This is a genomic window from Pseudoduganella sp. GW821-FHT05F09, assembly GCF_059419605.1.
On record NZ_JBWKSD010000004.1, the window covers coordinates 86,631 to 103,298 of the forward strand.

Below are 16,668 nucleotides of genomic sequence, written 5' to 3' on the forward strand. Positions count from 1 at the left end.
TCAGTGTTCGTTGTTCGGCGCGGTATGGCCGAGGATGCGTTCGATGGCGGCAGTGGCGCGGTGCCCGTCCGACAGCGCGGACAGGTATTGCGCGCGCGCCTGCAGCAGCGTGCGCTGCGCGTCGAGCACGTCGATGAAGTTGTGCTTGCCGTATTCGAAGCCTTTGCGGGCGGCCTCGCTGGCCTGCTGCGCTGCGGGCAGGATGTCATTGCGCAGCATCTCCAGCGCCTGCCGCGCCGCGCGCAGCTCCTGCACCGACTGCGCCAGCTCGGACTCCAGCCGCATGGCCGCTGTGGCCAGTTCGGCGCCCGCCTTGTCGGCCTGCCGCTGTGCGGCCAGCACATTGCCCTGGTTGCGGTCGAACAGCGGCAGCGGCAGGGACAGGCCCACCACCGTCTGGCTGCGCGAGGGATCGGCCATGCGCTTGCTGCCCAGGCTCACGGTCAGGTCCGGCGCGCGGTTCGCCAGTTCCAGCCTGGAGACGGCCTTGCGCCGTTCCACTTCCAACCGCGCCGGTATCAGCGCCGGCGATTGCGCGCGCCAGCTTGCCATCGCCGCTGCGGACGGCGGCTCCGGCAGCATGCCGATATCGCCTTCCGCCGGCCCGAAGTCCGCCGCTGCGGGCTGCAGCCAGTGCGCCGCGAGACGCGAGCGCGCCGAGGCCAGCGCCGACGCCGCGCTGGACTGCTCCAGCCGCACATTGGCTTCCGCCAGTTTGGCCTTGGTCTCATCGACGGGTGACACCTTGCCCGCGATAACCCGCTTGCTGGCCGCTTGCGTGGCGCGCTGCGCCAGCTCGCTGCCGTCTTGCGCCAGGCGCAGGCGCTCCTGCGCCACCAGCACTTCATAGAAAGCTGTCACGACGTCCGCGTGCAGCTCCAGGCGTTGCGCCTCCAGCGCCGCGCCGGCCACGTCGCGGCCACGCTCGGCAGCGGCCACGCGCGCCGCGCGCTTGCCGCCCAGTTCCAGCGGCTGGTTTAGCTGCCAGGTTTTTTCGCCGTCGCCTTCAGCGCCTGCGATGCCGCTGCGTCCCACGCGCTCGAACGACAGCGTGGGGTTGGGCCGCGCGGACGCCTGCATGACCACGCCGTCCTGCGCCTCGGCTTCATGGCGGGCCGCCGCGAGGCCGGGGTGGGCTTGCATGGCCAGCGCCAGCGCGGCCCGCAAGGTGAGAGCCGTTTGCGGCTCCGGTGTTTGTGCGGCCGCATGCATGGACGCGACGAGCGTCGCCATGGCTAGCGGCCAAAGGAATTTGACCATCGAATTCTCCAAAATCGGGAAAAGAAATTCGACGGGACTTCAGTGAATGGAAAGAGTCCCGCCGCGCTAGGCAGCGCGGAGCCAGTCGGGCTTTTTCGGCCCTTCGGCTATGTGGGAAGTGAAGCGGAGTACGGAGGAGGGCGGATAGAATGCGCCTGCGGCATCCGGCGGCGGCGCCGCGCCGGACAGCAGCGAGGCCTGCACCGCGTGGTGGCAGACCGCGCAGTCGGCATGCACCTTGGCTTTGCCGGGCAGCTTGCCGTCGTTGCCGCCGTTGCTGTCGTTGCCGTCGTGCTGTGGTTCGGCCTGCGCGTTGTGCTGGTGCGAGTGGTGGCCGAAGTGCGAACGCTTTTGCTGGCTCTGTTCCTGTTCATGCCCGCAATAGGCCGCAGCCGCAGACCAGGCATACTGGAGCGGCAAAATGGCAAGCAGCAGGATCAGGAACAATTTACGCATGTGTCAATTCTAGCAGCATTCTCCGCCGCGCCCTGGCCGTGTAGTAGACTCCGGGCTAGCCACTCCAGAAAGCCCCGAATGACCCAGAATTTTTTCCAGACCTTTATCCTGCTGTTGCTGGTGACCGACCCGTTCGGCAACGTGCCGCTGTTCGCCACCGCGCTCAATCCCGTGCCGCCCTCGCGCCGGCCGCGCATCGTGATCCGCGAATGCATGATCGCCTTTGTGGTGCTGCTTATCTTTATGTTCTTCGGCCGCCACTTCCTGCAGGCGCTGCAATTGTCGGAAGCGTCGCTGCGCATTGCCGGCAGCGTGATCCTGCTGCTGATCGCCATCCGCATGATCTTCCCGCATCCGGACGGCGTGTTGGGCCGCAACGAAGGTGGCGAACCATTCATCGTGCCGCTCGCCATCCCCGCGCTGGCCGGCCCCTCTGCGCTGGCCACCGTGCTGCTGTTCTCGCGCGACAGCACGGGCGAAGTGCTGATCCATGTTGCCGCGCTGGCGGCGGTGGTGGTGGTGTGGCTGGCCGTGTTCCTGGGCGCCGAGCGCTTGCAGAAAGTGCTCGGCCCGCAGGTGATGACGGCGTTCGAGCGCCTCATGGGCTTGATCCTGGCCGCGATGTCGATCGAGATGCTGTTGGGCGGCATCCGCGAGTTCGTCAAGACCCTGTAAGCCGGCTCAGATCTGGCGCATGCCGCCGTCGACGAACAGCTCCACGCCGGTGACGAAGCTGGCGTCGTCGCTGGCCAGGAATACGGCGGCCTTGGCCACTTCGTCCGGGTCGCCCACGCGGCCCATCGGTATCGTCGACGCCAGGTGGTCGAGGAAGCCTTGCTGCTGCGCGGCGTCCGTGCCTACCAGCTCCACCAGGCCGGGCGTCTTGATCGGACCCGGGCTGAGCGTGTTGACGCGGATGCCTCGGTCTTTCAGGTCCACAATCCAGTTGCGGGCGAAAGAGCGCACGGCGGCCTTGGAGGCGGCGTACACGCTGAAAGCCTCGGTGCCGCCGCTGGCTGCGGTGGAGCCGGTGAGGATCACGGACGAGCCTTTGCCCAGCAGCGGCAGCGCGGTCTGCACCGTGAACAGCGTGCCTTTCACGTTGCGCGCGAAAGTGTCGTCGAACTGCGCTTCGGTGATCTGGCCCAGCGGCAGCAGGGAGCCGCCGCCGGCGTTGGCCACCAGGACGTCAAGCTTGCCGTGGTCCGCCTGGATGCGGTCGAACAGCGCCTGCAGCTGTGCCATATCCGACGAATCAACGCGGGCAGCGATGGCGCCGCCGCCGATGGCCGCCGCCGCCGCGTCCAGCTCCGCCTGGCGGCGGCCGGTGATGTAGACCTGCGCGCCTTCGCTGACAAAACGCTTGGCCATGGCCAGTCCGATGCCGGTGCTGCCACCCGTTACAACGGCGACTTTTCCTTCAAGTTTCTTCGTCATGATGCTTCCTTTAATTGAGTTCGATGGGTGTAGTTTGCCGGTCAGGCGCGCCGGCGATAAGACAGGCCACTGGCATATGATTTATGCTTTGACTGCATGGGCTGGATGGGAGCTGCGATGAAGATGAATAAATTGTTGTGGATGCACTGCTTTGTGCGCGCGGTGGAAACCGGCAGCTTTTCCGCCGTGGCGCGGGAGCTGGGCATAGGGCAGCCCAACGTGAGCCGCCACATAGCCTCGCTGGAGCAGGATCTCGGCACGCGGCTGCTGCACCGCTCCACGCGGCAGCTGGTGGCCACGCCGGAAGGACAGCGCTACTACGCCCAGGCCCGCGAAGCGCTGGACGTGATTGCGCGCGCCGAGTCCGATGCGCGCGGCGGGCAGAACCCGCATGGATTGCTGCGCGTGGCCTGCCCGGCCGGGCTGGGCATCGAGAAAATCATCGGCGCGCTGCCGGAGTTCATGGCGCGCTATCCGGACGTGGAACTGGATTTGCGCCTCGGCGACGGCTATGTGGACCTGGTGGCGGAAGGCGTGGACGTGGCGATCCGGGGCGGGGTGCTCAAGGACAGCGCGCTGCGTGCGCGGCGCGTGGGCATGTCCGAGCGCATCTGCGTGGCCAGCCCGGCCTATCTGGCGCGGCACGGCACGCCGCAGCATCCGGACGAATTGCTGCGCCACGAATGCATCGTGTACACCCTGCTGGCGGGCAGCGGCTGGCCGTTCAAGGACGGGGAGGTGCATGTGCGCGGGCGCCTGCGCATCAACAGCCTGGAAGGGATACGGCGCGCCGCGCTCGACGGCATGGGCATTGCGTATCTCCCGGCGTGGATGGTGCTGGAGCACCTGGACGGCGCAGCCGCGCCAGCGCAGCCATTGCAGCCATTGCAGCGAGTGCTGGGCGGGCACGCCGCGCCCCTGACGCCGCTGAACGCGGTCTATTCAGCAGAGCGGCTGCTGCCGCACCGCGCCTCGGTCTTCATTGAATTTGTCGCCGCCGTGTTCGCGGCGACGCCGGGTTTGGCGATTCGTCCAGGGCAAAGAGTTCGTTAAAACTTTATAGTTACAAATAATCAGGAAGTCGAGCAATGAGCACAGGCGTTCCATTTTAAGCTGGTGTGCCGCCTAAAGTTTGAGCAAGGGGCGGGCGGCACATCCCAAACTATAAAAACGGAGACGCAATGCATCAACTCAAACACCATCTGAAACTCAAGACCATGCTGGCCGGCTGCGCGCTGTTTGCGCTGTCCGCCGCACCGCTGCAAGCACTGGCCGCATTCGGCCTCACCACCAACACAGGCGACTACACCATCGACACCGGCGCGGGCCTGGTGTTCAAGGTGCTGCGCACCGCCACCTCCCAGGCTGGCGTGGGCGACATCTCCAGCCTGGTGTACAACGGCGTGGAGCTGCAAGGCCAGACCAAGGGTTCGCACATCGCCAGCGGCTTCAGCGGCTTGTACACGGGCGTAACGGCGGTCAGCGTGAGCGCCACCCAGCCTGACACGGACACCATCAAGGTGACGGTGACGACCGGGAACCTGACCCACTACTACATGGCGCGCCGCAATGTGTCCCACATCTACATGGGCACCAACATCACGGCCGAGCCGTCGGTGGGCGAGTTCCGCTGGATCACGCGCATGAAGTCCTCCATCCTCACCGGCGTGCCGGCCGAGTCCAATCTGAACGGCACCACCACCACGGTGGAAAGCACCGACGTCTTCGGCTTTGCCAACGGCGAAACGCGCTCCAAGTACTACGGCAACCAGCGCACGCTGGACTACACGCTGCGCGGCATCACCGGTTCCGGCGTGGGCGTGTACATGGTGTACGACAACCGCGAGGGCGCCTCGGGCGGCCCCTTCTTCCGCGACATCCAGAACCAGAGCAGCAGCACCACCAGCGGCGACACGGAGCTGTACAACTACATGAACTCCGGCCACAACCAGACCGAGGCTTACCGCATGGGCTTCCACGGTCCGTATGCGCTGCTGTTCACGGGCGGCAGCACGCCGGCCATTCCGGACATGAGCTGGGTCGCCAACATGGGCCTGACCGGCTACGTGGCGGCCAGCGGCCGTGGCGGCGTAACGGTGGCGGGCATGACGGGCCTGGACAGCAGCTACCCATACACGGTGGCCTTCTCCAACAGTACCGCGCAGTACTGGGGCGCGGCCAACGCCAGCAGCGGGCAGATGACCAAGACCGGCATGAAGCCGGGCACCTACACCATGACGGTGTACAAGAACGAACTGGCGGTGGATAGCCGCAGCGTGACGGTGAGCGCGGGCAGCACCACGAACGTGAGCAGCTTCGCGGTGACGGGCGATCCCGCTGCGAAGACGGCGCTGTGGCGCATCGGCAAATGGGACGGCTCGCCCAAGGAGTTCCTGAACGGCGACAAGGTGAACGCCATGCATCCGTCGGATACGCGCATGGCTTACTGGACGCCGGCCGATTACATCGTCGGCACCTCGTCCGCCGCGACGGGCTTCCCGGCGTACCAGTGGAAGGGTGTGAACGGCGCGGTGAACGTGCGCTTCAACCTGACGGCGGCGCAGGTGGTGGCCGGCTCCACGTATCAGCTGAGGGTGGGCATTACGGCCGCGTATGCGAACGCGCGGCCGCAGGTGACGGTCAATGGCTGGACCTCGGCCGTGCCCACCGCCTCGACGCAGCCGGACAGCCGCAGCCTGACGATAGGCACCTACCGGGGCAACAACGCGATGTTCACCTTTACCGTGCCGGTGGCCAACCTAGTGGTGGGGCAGAATATCCTGACGCTGGCGCCGGCTAGCGGTAGTTCGGGCACCACCTATTTGAGCCCGGGCTATGCGTTTGACGCCGTGGATCTGATCAAGACGCCGTAAGGCCTGCCGGCTTACGCGACGTTGTCCGCGCCCGGTGCGCCGAACAGCTGCTGTTTGAGCACATGCAGCTGGTCGCGCACCTGCGCGGCTTTTTCGAACTCCAGGTTCTTGGCGTGGTCCAGCATGAGCTTCTCCAGGCGCTTGATTTCCTTGCTGACCTGCTTCTCGCTCATGGCCTCGTACTTGGCCGCTTCCTGCGCCACTTCCAGCTGTTCGCGCGCGTCCTGCGGGCTGTAGACGCCGTCTATCATGTCCTTGATGGCCTTGTGCACCCCGCGCGGCACAATGCCGTTGGCGGTGTTGAAGGCGATCTGCTTGGCGCGGCGGCGCTCGGTCTCGCCGATGGCGCGTTCCATCGAGTCGGTCATGCGGTCCGCGTACAGCAGCGCCACGCCGTTCAGGTTGCGCGCCGCGCGGCCTATGGTCTGGATCAGCGAACGCTCGGAACGCAGGAAGCCTTCCTTGTCCGCGTCCAGAATCGCCACCAGCGACACCTCCGGCAAGTCCAGGCCCTCGCGCAGCAGGTTGATCCCCACCAGCACGTCAAAGGTGCCGATGCGCAGGTCGCGCAGGATCTCCACGCGCTCCACCGTTTCAATGTCGCTGTGCAGGTAGCGCACCTTGATGCCGTGGTCGCTCAGGTATTCGGTGAGCTGCTCGGACATGCGCTTGGTCAGCGTGGTCACCAGCACGCGCTCGTTCTTGGCGATGCGGTCCTGGATTTCGGACATCAAATCGTCCACCTGCGTGCGGGCGGGGCGCACAATCACCAGCGGGTCCACCAGGCCTGTCGGGCGCACCACCTGTTCCACCACCTGGTCGGCGCGCTTGTTCTCGTAGTCGGCCGGCGTGGCCGAGACGAACACAGTCTGCCGCATCTTCGATTCGAACTCCTCGAACTTCAGCGGCCGGTTGTCCAGCGCGGACGGCAGGCGGAAGCCGTAGTCCACCAGGTTGGTCTTGCGCGAGCGGTCGCCGTTGTACATGGCCGACAGCTGGCCGATCAGCACGTGCGACTCGTCCAGGAACATCAGCGCGTCCGTGGGCAGGTAGTCGATCAGCGTCGGCGGCGGTTCGCCGGCCTTGGCGCCGCTCAGGTGGCGCGAGTAGTTCTCGATGCCCTTGGTGAAGCCGATTTCGGCCATCATCTCCAGGTCGAAGCGGGTGCGCTGTTCCAGGCGCTGCTCCTCGATCAGCTTGGTCTCCTTGCGGAAGAACTCCAGCCGCTCGCGCAGCTCGTCCTTGATGGTCTCGATGGCGCGCAGCACGGTGGAGCGCGGGGTGACGTAGTGCGAGCCCGGATAGACCGTGAAGCGCGGGATCTTCTGCTTGACGCGGCCGGTGAGCGGGTCGAACAGCTGGATCGATTCCACCTCGTCGTCCCACAGCTCCAGGCGCACCGCCAGCTCGGCGTGCTCGGCCGGGAAGATGTCGATGGTGTCGCCGCGCACGCGGAAGGTGCCGCGCCCGAAGTCCACTTCGTTGCGCGTGTACTGCATCTGGATCAGGCGCGCGATGATGTCGCGCTGGGCCAGCTTGTCCTTCTGGCGCAGCGTCAAAATCATCTGGTGGTATTCGCTGGGATTACCGATACCGTAGATGGCCGACACGGTGGCCACGATCACCACGTCGCGCCGCTCCATCAGCGACTTGGTGCAGGACAGGCGCATCTGCTCGATGTGCTCATTGATGGACGAGTCCTTTTCAATGAACAGGTCGCGCTGCGGCACGTAGGCTTCCGGCTGGTAGTAGTCGTAGTAGGACACGAAGTACTCGACCGCGTTCTCGGGGAAGAACTCGCGGAATTCGCTGTAGAGCTGCGCGGCCAGCGTTTTGTTGGGTGCGAACACGATGGCGGGCCGGCCCTGGCGGGCGATCACATTGGCCATGGTGTAGGTCTTGCCGGAACCGGTCACGCCGAGCAGGGTCTGGAAGAACAAACCGTCGTCTATGCCCTCGCACAAAGCGTCGATCGCGGTCGGCTGGTCGCCCGCCGGAGGGAAGGGCTGGTGCAGCTTGAAGGGCGAATCCGGGAAGGTGACGACGGTGGGGGCAGCAGAATTATTAGGTTGCGAATCAGCCATGAGGTCAGACCTTTGATAGAATATGCGATTGTTGGCGCTTAAAACCGGATTTTGTTCGGGCGCTGACACGTATCCGCTGCGAACCGCTTCTAATCGAATCCAATCTTATCATGACGAACCCTTCCGTTTTCAGCGCCATCGAGATGGCCCCGCGCGACCCTATCCTCGGCATTACCGAGGCCTTCAACGCCGACACCAACCCAGCCAAGATCAATCTTGGCGTGGGCGTCTATTATGACAACAATGGCAAGGTTCCGCTGCTGTCTTGCGTGCAGAAAGCTGAAGCGGCATTGATCGCCCAGCCCACGCCGCGCACCTATCTGCCGATCGAAGGCCTGGCCGCTTACGACAAGGCGGTGCAAGAGCTGGTATTTGGCGCCGACAGCGCCGTAATTCAAGAGAAACGTGCAGTGACCGTGCAAGCCATCGGCGGCACCGGCGCGCTGAAAATCGGCGCCGACTTCCTGCAGCGCTTCGCGCCGGGCGCGCAAGTGTACATCAGCGATCCGAGCTGGGAAAACCACCGCGCGCTGTTCGAAAGCGCCGGTTTCAAGGTCAACAACTACACCTACTACGACGCGGGCACCCACGGCGTGAACTTCGCCGGCATGCTGGCCGACCTGAAGGCCATGCCGGCCGGCTCCATCGTGCTGCTGCACGCCTGCTGCCACAACCCGACCGGCGCCGACCTGAGCTCGGCCCAGTGGGACGAGATCATCGCCGTGGTCGCGGCCAACGGCCTGGTGCCTTTCCTGGACATGGCCTACCAGGGCTTCGGCTCGGGCATCGCCGAAGACGGCGCCGTGGTGCGCCGCTTCGCCGCCACCGGCGTGCCGCTGCTGGTGTCGAACTCCTTCTCCAAGTCCTTCTCGCTGTACGGCGAGCGCGTGGGCGCGCTGAGCGTGGTGGCCGCATCGGCCGACGAAGCCGCGCGCCTGATGTCGCAGCTGAAGCGCGTGGTGCGCACCAACTACTCCAACCCGCCGGTGCACGGCGGCAAAGTGGTGGCCACCGTGCTGGCCACGCCGGAACTGCGCCAGCTGTGGGAAGACGAGCTGGCCGGCATGCGCGTGCGCATCAAGGAAATGCGTGATGCTTTCGTCAAGAAGCTGAAAGAGAAAGCCCCGGCGCACGACTTCGAATTCGTGCGCGAGCAGGTGGGCATGTTCTCCTACTCGGGCTTGACCAAAGCGCAAGTGGAAGCGCTGCGCGCCGAATCGATCTACGCCGTGGACACCGGCCGCATCTGCGTGGCCGCGCTGAACTCGACCAATATCGACAAGGTGGTTGACGCCATCGCCAAAGTACTCTAAAATCTTGTTTCTTCGAGCTGAGCAAAAACTTGGCTCGATAGATCCCTGATAGCTCAGTTGGTAGAGCGACGGACTGTTAATCCGCAGGTCCCTGGTTCGAGTCCAGGTCGGGGAGCCAGAATACAGAAAAGCCCAGCCTTAACCGGTTGGGCTTTTTGCATTGCTCAGGGCGTTTGCGCCCGGTCAATTCGAGCGGTCTGGGCGGCGAGGAGAGCGGCGATCAGCAGCAGGGCTGCGCTCGCCATGAACGTGGCTTGATGGCCGCTGCCATCGAACAGCATGCCGCCGACGGTCGAGCCCACGGCGATGGAGAGCTGGACCGCAGCCACCATCAGGCCGCCGCCCGCCTCCGCGTCCTGCGGCAGCGATTTGGCCAGCCATGCCCACCATCCGACTGGGGCGGCCGTCGCCACCAGTCCCCAGCAGCCCAGCAGTACAAAGACCGAAGGCAGCGAGGTGCCGAATGCAATCAGGGCCAGTGCTATGGCGGCCATGATGAGCGGGATGGCAATCAGTTGCCGGTACAGGCCGGCTTTGAGCCATCCGCCGATCAGCACCGTGCCGGCAAAGCCGGCGATGCCGAGCACCAGCAGGATGATGGAAAGCATGCGCACGCCGACGCCGGTGACGCTCTCAAGGAAGGGGCGGAGATAGGTGAACAGCATGAACTGCCCCATGAAGAATGTGCCGACCGCAAACATGCCCAGAGCTATCAAGGGCTTTTTCAGCAGGCGAAAGACATGGGCGGAGCCTGCTGCCCGAGGCGCGGCCGGCATGGACGGCAAGCTGGCCCATTGCCACGCCATGGCAATCAAGGTGAGTGGCACCAGGCAAAGAAACGTTCCGCGCCAGCCGATGACGGCGCCGAGATAGCTGCCCAGCGGGGCGGCTACCACCGTCGCCAGGGCGTTGCCGCCGTTGAAGATGGCCAGCGCCCTGGGCACGCTTTGCGGCGGCACCAGGCGCATCGCCACCGCCGCCGACATTGACCAGAATCCGCCGATCACCACGCCGATCAGCGCGCGGCCCAGCATGAACATCGCGTAGTTCGACGACAGGCCGGTGATCAGTCCGGAGACGCCCATCAGCCCGGTCAGCAGCAACAGCAATGTCTTGCGGTTCATTGCGCCCGCGATCGATGAAATGGAAAGACTGGTCAGCACTGCGAAGGCGCCGGATATGGCGATGCCGTAGCCCGCCATGCCCTCGCTGACGCGCAGGTCCGCCGCCAGCGGCGTCAGCAAGCTGACCGGCATGAATTCCGACGCGATCAGCGCGAAGACGCACAGCGTCATCGAAAAAACGCCGCTCCAGAAAGCCGGGGGATCCGCAGCGCCGGGAGCAACGCGCCCGTTGCCGTTGCGTGCGTCTAGTACCTGATTTGTCATGGGTTTTCCTTTGCCTGCCGCGTTGTGGTTACCGAGGCCTGCATTTTCGCCCGCGCGCATAGCATTGATAAGCCGATATAATCTTGATGTAGTTATGAGGAAAATTCAGCAATGGCGCAAATGAAGGTAAACGATTTGCAGGCTTTTCTTGCGGTGGCGCGGGAGCGGAGCTTCACCAGGGCCGCTGCCCGCCTGGACGTTACGCCGTCCGCCCTGAGCCATACGATCAGGGCGCTGGAGGAAAGGCTGGGCGTGCGGCTACTGTCGCGCACGACCAGAAATGTTGCGCCGACCGAGGCGGGCGAGAAGCTGATGCGTTCCATCGCGCCACTTTTCGATCAGATAAACGCAGAGGTGGAAGCGCTCGGAGAGTTGCGGGAACGACCCGCTGGAACGATCCGCATCACCTGTACTGATGATGCAATCGAGCTCTATCTGAGGCCCGTGCTTGCGTCCTTCCTGAAAAGCTATCCGGACATCACACTGGAGCTCTTTGTCGACTATGGGTTCGCCAATATTGTCGAGGAGCGCTTCGATGCCGGCATCCGGCTCGGCGAAGCGATCAGCAAAGACATGATTGCGGTGCGCATCAGTCCGGACTGGCGCCTGGCCGTGGTGGGGGCTCCAGCCTATTTTGAGCGGTGTCCGCCACCCGCGACGCCGCATGAGCTGACCAATCACGCTTGTGTCAACATACGGCACAGGCCGTCCGGCGCCATCTATGCATGGGAGTTTGAGAAGGGTGGGCAAGCGTTTAGCGTCAAGTGCGACGGGCAACTCGTCTTCAACAGCATCGTCCATGTGCTTAACAGCGCTGTGGATGGCATCGGCTTGGCCTACGTTCCCGAAGCGCTCGCTGCGCCTTACCTGGCCGACGGGCGGCTGAAGGAAGTGCTGGCCGACTGGTGTCCGTATTTCCAGGGCTTTCACCTGTACTACCCGCACAGGCGCCACGCATCCCCGGCCTTTTCCGCATTTGTGGACGCGGTCAGGTATTCAGAACGTTAATAGAGCGCACCGTCGCATCAGGCCTGTTGTCCGAAGATCTCGCAGCCGCTCTTGCCGTTGCGCTTGACCTGATACATGGCCTTGTCGGCGCGCTGCACCAGCTCGGACAGGTTCCTGCCGTGCTGCGGATACAAGGCGACGCCGATGCTGGCCCCCAGCGCGTATTCCTTGCCATTCACCGGTATGCATTCCGTCAGCCGCGCCAGCAGTTTCTTCGCCACTTCGCCCGCCTGCGCCTCCTCGTCCAGCTGGGTGGCGATGACGACAAACTCGTCGCCGCCGACCCGGGCGCAGATGTCCGTGCTACGGGTGCTGCTCTTGAGCCTGGCGGCGACCGTTTTCAGCACTTCGTCGCCTACCGCATGGCCCGCCGTGTCGTTGATGGGCTTGAAGTTGTCGAGGTCGATGTAGAACACCGCCACCACGTGGTGGGGCCGGGTGGCCAGCACCAGCGCCTGGTCGAACAGCGTCTTCATGTAGCGCTGGTTGTTCAGGCCGGTGAGCGGATCGTGGAAGGCCAGTTCGAGCGCCTTGGATTCGGCGTCGACCAGCCGCGTCTCGAAGAGCGCCAGCACCGCCGCCATCAGCGAGAAGTACTGCACCAGCACGAGTATGGTCCCCAGTACGAAGCCGTTGCTGGCCCAGCTTGGAAAGAGTTCTATCAGAACCGGCCCCGACAGCCAGTGGGCCGTGAGGGCGAAACTTGCAGTGGCCGTCACCGCGAGCGGCCAGCGCGGGAAGCCCGCGCTTTTCTTGAGGGCGATCCAGCCCATGTAGAGCAGCAGCGCCGCGTTGACGGCGCAAAACACCATGGCGCGCGCGAAGGGCGGGAAATCGGCGGCCAGGGCGGCCAGCAGCCAGACCCCGGAGGCCAGCGAGGCCAGCCAGAACCAGCGGGTGTCGGTGTCCAGGTTCAGGAAGCGGATCAGGCCGGTCAGCAGCAGCGGTTTTTCCAGCGAGATGAAGACCACGTAGAGCGGCAGCGCCATCGGCTGGCCTGCGATGGGAAGGAAAAAGAACATGCTCAGCCGGGCGAGCAGGGCGCAGCAGATCGACAGCGCCCACCAGCCGGCTCCCGAGTTGGTCCTGGGAATCGTGCTCATCCACAGGAACAGGAGCATGAAGATGAAGTACGCGGTGCCCCCGAATGTATGGACGGTCTCAGACGACATCGTCGCGTCTCCTTAGTGAAACGCCGGCCTTGCTCCCTGGCGGCATGTCTAAATATTACTCCCGCGTATGGATGAGTGGGGCGTATCAAGTCCGATTTCCAGCGGGATGGCGGGTGGCGGCATGCAAGCCAGGTTCGATGTTGCTATTTCGCCACCATACCCGTGCCGGAAGTCATGCTTTCCAGCCGTGCCGGATGGCACATGCGCCGTGGCGGGTGCGTTCTTAGAATCGCTGTACTGATTCGGCCCATCGCCCGGGTCGGGATCAGCACTCATTCCAAGGAACCGTATGAACAAACTACTGATATCGACTCTGCTGGCCGCCGCCGTGCTGGCTAGCTCCGCTGCTCACGCCCAGGATTACTACGCAGGCGCCACGGTGGCGAACGGCGGCGAACTGACCTTCCGCAATCCCCTCAACGGCAAATCCGCCACGGCCGATCCCGGCGCCATCTTCAAGTTCTACGGCGGTTTTGTGGTGGCAAACAACCTGGCGCTGGAAGCGGCCTATTCGCAAGGCGCCAAAGCTCTTTTCGACAAGGCCAAGCTGGGCCTGGCGTCCGACCCAAGCTTCGAGCTGCGCAGCTTTTCGCTGGCCGCCCGCGCCACCCACAGTTTCAATGACGACTGGTCGGTGTTCGCCAAGGCGGGCCTGGCGCGCACGCGCTACAAGGCCGCCGCCGCCGGCACGTCCGACAGCGTGTCCGCCACCAAGCCGCTGCTGGCAGTGGGCATCGCTTACAACGTGACCAGGGAAGCCGCCCTGACGCTGGAAGTCGAGAGCATAGGCCGCACCCGCAAGGAAGGCATCAATGTCAGCCAGAATACCTTGCAGCTAGGCGTGAAGGTGGGCTTCTAGGCTTCAGTAGCCGTATTGCAGCGCCAGTGAAGTGGCGACGCCGGTGCGCTGCTCGGTGCGAGGGCTGGCGGCGGCGCCGCCCAGCAGGCGGCTGGCGCGCACGCCGGCGGACAGCGTGTACTTGCGGCTCACCTGCCACTGCCAGCGCGCCTCCGCATACATGTCGCGCAGGCCGCCGGATGGGCGGTAACGCGCCGTGCCGAAATCCGACTGCATATAGGCGCCGTCCGCTATGCTGGCGCCTACCCCGGCGGCCAGGAAGTGATGCGGCGCCAGCGCCGTTTGCGTGGACGCTTTCATGTCGAGCAGCACGCCGCTGCCTTCCCTGCCGGCCGGCGCAAAGGCGTGCGCGTGCAGCAGGAGTCCGTGCAGGAGCGTGTAGTTAATGAACGCGCCCAGCACAGGACGAAGTCCGGACCTGCCGCCGTCGGCGCGCTGCGCGCCCAGGTCCAGCGCAATCAGCGGGCCGTAGCGCAGCAGCGGATCGGCGGACATATGCATGCCCAGCGCCAGTCCCTCCACAAACACCCCGTTGCTCCATTCCGCCGAAAACTGCGGCACCAAATAGCTTGTGCGCTGCTTGCTGCCTGCGCGCGCGGGCGCGTTGCCTGCGACGGCGCCCACCGCCACATCGACCGAGCCGTCCGGCAGCAGCGTCATGTCCTGCTGGGCCAGCGCGGCGTGCATGGCGCTGGAGAGCAGGGCTGCCAGCAGATAGTGCTTCGCCATCTCAGATATGGCCCAGTTCCAGGCCGCGCAGCACGGCGCGCACGCGGTCGCGCACGCCCAGCTTGGACAGGATGCTTGAAACGTGGTTCTTGATGGTGCCCTCGCTGGGGCCGAGCGCCTGGCCGATTTCTGCATTGTTGAAACCCGCCGCCATGAGCGCCAGGATTTCCGTTTCGCGGCTGGTGAGCGGCGTGCAAATGTCCATGGGCGAGGCGGCGGTTTTTTCGTAGGCGGCGCGGGTGCGTTCGGTGAGCGCGGGGCGGAACAGCGTGGCGCCTGCCGCCACGCTGCGGATGCCGTCGGCCAGCCGCTCCAGCGATATGTCCTTGAGCAGGAAGCCGCGCGCGCCGGCGCGCATGCCGTCGAACAGCGCGTCGTCGTCGTCGAAGGTGGTGAGCAGGATGGTGGGCGGCAGCCGGCCCTGTTCGCGCCGCAGCAGCTCGATGCCGCTGCAGTTCGGCATGCGCACGTCCAGCAGCAGAACGTCCGTCTGGGCCTGGGCGAGCACGCCGACGGCTTCCGCGCCGTCCGCCGCTTCGGCCACCACGCGGATGTCCGGCGTGAGCTCGAGCAGGCCGCGTATGCCGCTGCGCACCAGCATCTGGTCGTCCACCAGCACCACGCGGATCATGCGCGCGCTCCGGCGAAGGGCAGCGAGAATTCGAGCCAGTGGCCGGGGCTGGCCGGTGAGCGCCTGCCGGCGCCGGAGCCTGAGCCCGCGCCAGTGTTCGCGCCCGGGCCGCTGCCGGTGCTGAGCGAGCCGCCGTGTTCGGCCAGACGCTCGCGCATGCCGGCCAGGCCGTTGCCCTCGGGCGCGCCCTTGCTGCCTTGGCCGTCGTCGGCAATGCGCGCGTGCACGCCGCCGTCCTGGTAGCGGATGTCTATCGTCAGCAGGGCGGCCTGCGCGTGGCGCATGGTGTTGGTGATGGCCTCCTGCACGCAGCACAGCAGCGTATGGGCTGCGGCGGCGGGGCAGGCGTCCACGCCGCTGTCCATCGTCAGTTCAATGGCGGGCGAGGGAATGCCGCTGCACAGCAGCCGCAAGGCCTGCCGCACGTTGATATCGCTCTGCTGCCGCTCCGCGCTGACCACGCCGCGCACCTCCGACAGCAGCGACTTCGCCAGCTCGCGCGCGGTGGACAGCGGTGCAGAGGGCTTGACGTCGGCCTGGCGCACCGCCAGGTCGAGATGCAGATTGAGCGCGGTCAGATGGTGCCCTACCGCGTCGTGCAGGTCGCGCGCGATGCGCATGCGTTCGGCGGAGCGCACCGTGTCGGCCAGCAGCGACTGCGTTGCGCGCAACTGCGCGTTCGACGCAGCCAGTTGTACGCGCATGCGCTGCTCCTGCCGCATCAGATAGACAAAGGCGAAACCGAGCACCTGCACGAAGCGCTCCGAAGTCAGCACGGCCAGCGTGGTGTGGATGCGCTGGTCGTTCAAGTGCAGGCTGGCGCTGGTGAGCACCCACAAGTCCATGCCCGCGCCGAGCAGCACCTGCACCGCCAGCCACACCAGTGCGCGCCGGAGCGTAAGCAGCGCCGCCAGTTCCATGGAAAGGATGAGGTGGAAGGCCAGCGAGTTGAGCATGACGGCCAGCACCAGTTGCGCGCCGAGCAGCAGCGCGCCAGCCAGCGGCGTGCGGCCTGGCGATGGACGGATGCGCCACCACAGCAGCGCGATAAACGCGCCTATCAGCAGCGCCTCGCCGCCTAGGAACAGCCGGTAGGCCATCTCGGCCCGGTCCGATCCCGCGCGCAGCAGCGACGGCGCGGGCGTCGTCAGGCTCGCAACGTAGCGCGCCAACCGGCCCACGGCGTTGTAAAGCTCCGCGCGGGCCGGGTCCGCAACCCAATGCGGAGCCAGCTCCAGCAAGCCCAGTATCAGGCTGGCGAGGATGGCTGCGGCGGGATAGCGGCTGGGCGCGCGCAATGGGCGAAGGCTGTTGTTGTTCATTTGGCCTGTAAATTTGACAATGTTTAGCGCCGCCATTCTACGTGAGCGGGGCGGGGCGTCAAAGTGCCGAAAGTCATGCGGCCTGACTTTCGGCATATGCCGCTGCGCGGGTGGTGTCGTAGAATCGCTGCCGTGA

Annotated in this window: 15 protein-coding genes and 1 tRNA gene; 7 read left to right on the forward strand and 9 right to left on the reverse strand. The window is 65.3% G+C overall.

The features are described 5' to 3' along the window. Window positions 1-1,233 carry a TolC family protein gene (locus tag AC07S4_RS13870; RefSeq protein WP_494987214.1) on the reverse strand — a complete coding sequence of 411 codons (1,233 nt, stop codon included), beginning with the start codon at window positions 1,231-1,233 and terminating at the stop codon, window positions 1-3. A 93-nt stretch (window positions 1,234-1,326) separates the two neighbouring features. Further along, complete coding sequence (gene czcI, locus AC07S4_RS13875; protein ID WP_494987215.1) at window positions 1,327-1,716, reverse strand: cation efflux protein, CzcI family; 390 nt, start codon at window positions 1,714-1,716, stop codon at window positions 1,327-1,329. A 78-nt stretch (window positions 1,717-1,794) separates the two neighbouring features. On the opposite strand from czcI, the gene AC07S4_RS13880 reads away from it, so the two are divergent. Further along, window positions 1,795-2,391, forward strand: a complete 597-nt coding sequence (locus AC07S4_RS13880) for a MarC family protein (RefSeq protein ID WP_161075157.1) — start codon at window positions 1,795-1,797, stop codon at window positions 2,389-2,391. A 6-nt stretch (window positions 2,392-2,397) separates the two neighbouring features. On the opposite strand, the gene AC07S4_RS13885 is transcribed toward AC07S4_RS13880, so the two are convergent. Continuing rightward, on the reverse strand, window positions 2,398-3,153 hold the full coding sequence (locus AC07S4_RS13885) for an SDR family NAD(P)-dependent oxidoreductase (protein WP_494987216.1): 756 nt from the start codon (window positions 3,151-3,153) through the stop codon (window positions 2,398-2,400). A gap of 117 nt (window positions 3,154-3,270) precedes the next feature. Between AC07S4_RS13885 and AC07S4_RS13890 the strand changes: the two genes are divergently transcribed. Both AC07S4_RS13890 and AC07S4_RS13895 read left to right on the forward strand, forming a co-directional pair. Next, on the forward strand, window positions 3,271-4,206 hold the full coding sequence (locus AC07S4_RS13890; RefSeq protein ID WP_494987217.1) for a LysR family transcriptional regulator: 936 nt from the start codon (window positions 3,271-3,273) through the stop codon (window positions 4,204-4,206). 128 nt (window positions 4,207-4,334) lie between these two features. After that, the gene (locus tag AC07S4_RS13895; RefSeq protein ID WP_494987218.1) at window positions 4,335-6,026 is read left to right on the forward strand and encodes a rhamnogalacturonan lyase B N-terminal domain-containing protein; all 1,692 of its coding nucleotides are present in this window, start codon (window positions 4,335-4,337) and stop codon (window positions 6,024-6,026) included. Window positions 6,027-6,037: 11 nt separating this feature from the next. On the opposite strand, the gene uvrB is transcribed toward AC07S4_RS13895, so the two are convergent. Continuing rightward, window positions 6,038-8,110, reverse strand: coding sequence for an excinuclease ABC subunit UvrB (gene uvrB / locus AC07S4_RS13900; RefSeq protein WP_494987219.1), 2,073 nt, complete (start codon window positions 8,108-8,110; stop codon window positions 6,038-6,040). 110 nt (window positions 8,111-8,220) lie between these two features. On the opposite strand from uvrB, the gene AC07S4_RS13905 reads away from it, so the two are divergent. Together AC07S4_RS13905 and AC07S4_RS13910 are read left to right on the forward strand one after the other, a co-directional pair. After that, complete coding sequence (locus AC07S4_RS13905) at window positions 8,221-9,423, forward strand: amino acid aminotransferase (protein ID WP_494987220.1); 1,203 nt, start codon at window positions 8,221-8,223, stop codon at window positions 9,421-9,423. A 42-nt stretch (window positions 9,424-9,465) separates the two neighbouring features. Beyond that, window positions 9,466-9,541: transfer RNA gene (locus AC07S4_RS13910), tRNA-Asn, on the forward strand. Between the two features lie 46 nt (window positions 9,542-9,587). On the opposite strand, the gene AC07S4_RS13915 is transcribed toward AC07S4_RS13910, so the two are convergent. After that, window positions 9,588-10,811, reverse strand: coding sequence for an MFS transporter (locus AC07S4_RS13915; protein ID WP_494987221.1), 1,224 nt, complete (start codon window positions 10,809-10,811; stop codon window positions 9,588-9,590). A 111-nt stretch (window positions 10,812-10,922) separates the two neighbouring features. Here AC07S4_RS13915 and AC07S4_RS13920 point away from each other — a divergent pair, with 111 nt between their 5' ends. Continuing rightward, the gene (locus AC07S4_RS13920) at window positions 10,923-11,819 is read left to right on the forward strand and encodes a LysR family transcriptional regulator (RefSeq protein WP_494987222.1); all 897 of its coding nucleotides are present in this window, start codon (window positions 10,923-10,925) and stop codon (window positions 11,817-11,819) included. Between the two features lie 17 nt (window positions 11,820-11,836). On the opposite strand, the gene AC07S4_RS13925 is transcribed toward AC07S4_RS13920, so the two are convergent. Then, window positions 11,837-12,991 carry a diguanylate cyclase domain-containing protein gene (locus AC07S4_RS13925; protein WP_494987223.1) on the reverse strand — a complete coding sequence of 385 codons (1,155 nt, stop codon included), beginning with the start codon at window positions 12,989-12,991 and terminating at the stop codon, window positions 11,837-11,839. Window positions 12,992-13,280: 289 nt separating this feature from the next. On the opposite strand from AC07S4_RS13925, the gene AC07S4_RS13930 reads away from it, so the two are divergent. Next, on the forward strand, window positions 13,281-13,850 hold the full coding sequence (locus AC07S4_RS13930) for an outer membrane beta-barrel protein (RefSeq protein ID WP_494987224.1): 570 nt from the start codon (window positions 13,281-13,283) through the stop codon (window positions 13,848-13,850). 3 nt (window positions 13,851-13,853) lie between these two features. Here AC07S4_RS13930 and AC07S4_RS13935 read toward each other — a convergent pair whose 3' ends face one another. From AC07S4_RS13935 to AC07S4_RS13945, 3 genes are read right to left on the reverse strand one after another with little or no spacing between them, the layout of a single operon-like run. Further along, entirely contained in the window at window positions 13,854-14,579 is a 726-nt protein-coding gene (locus AC07S4_RS13935; RefSeq protein WP_494987225.1) for a MipA/OmpV family protein, read from the reverse strand. 1 nt (window position 14,580) lies between these two features. Beyond that, entirely contained in the window at window positions 14,581-15,210 is a 630-nt protein-coding gene (locus tag AC07S4_RS13940) for a response regulator (protein WP_494987226.1), read from the reverse strand. Next, window positions 15,207-16,532, reverse strand: coding sequence for a sensor histidine kinase (locus AC07S4_RS13945; RefSeq protein ID WP_494987227.1), 1,326 nt, complete (start codon window positions 16,530-16,532; stop codon window positions 15,207-15,209). The genes AC07S4_RS13940 and AC07S4_RS13945 overlap by 4 nt, the downstream gene beginning before the upstream one ends. Window positions 16,533-16,668 lie beyond the last annotated feature (136 nt).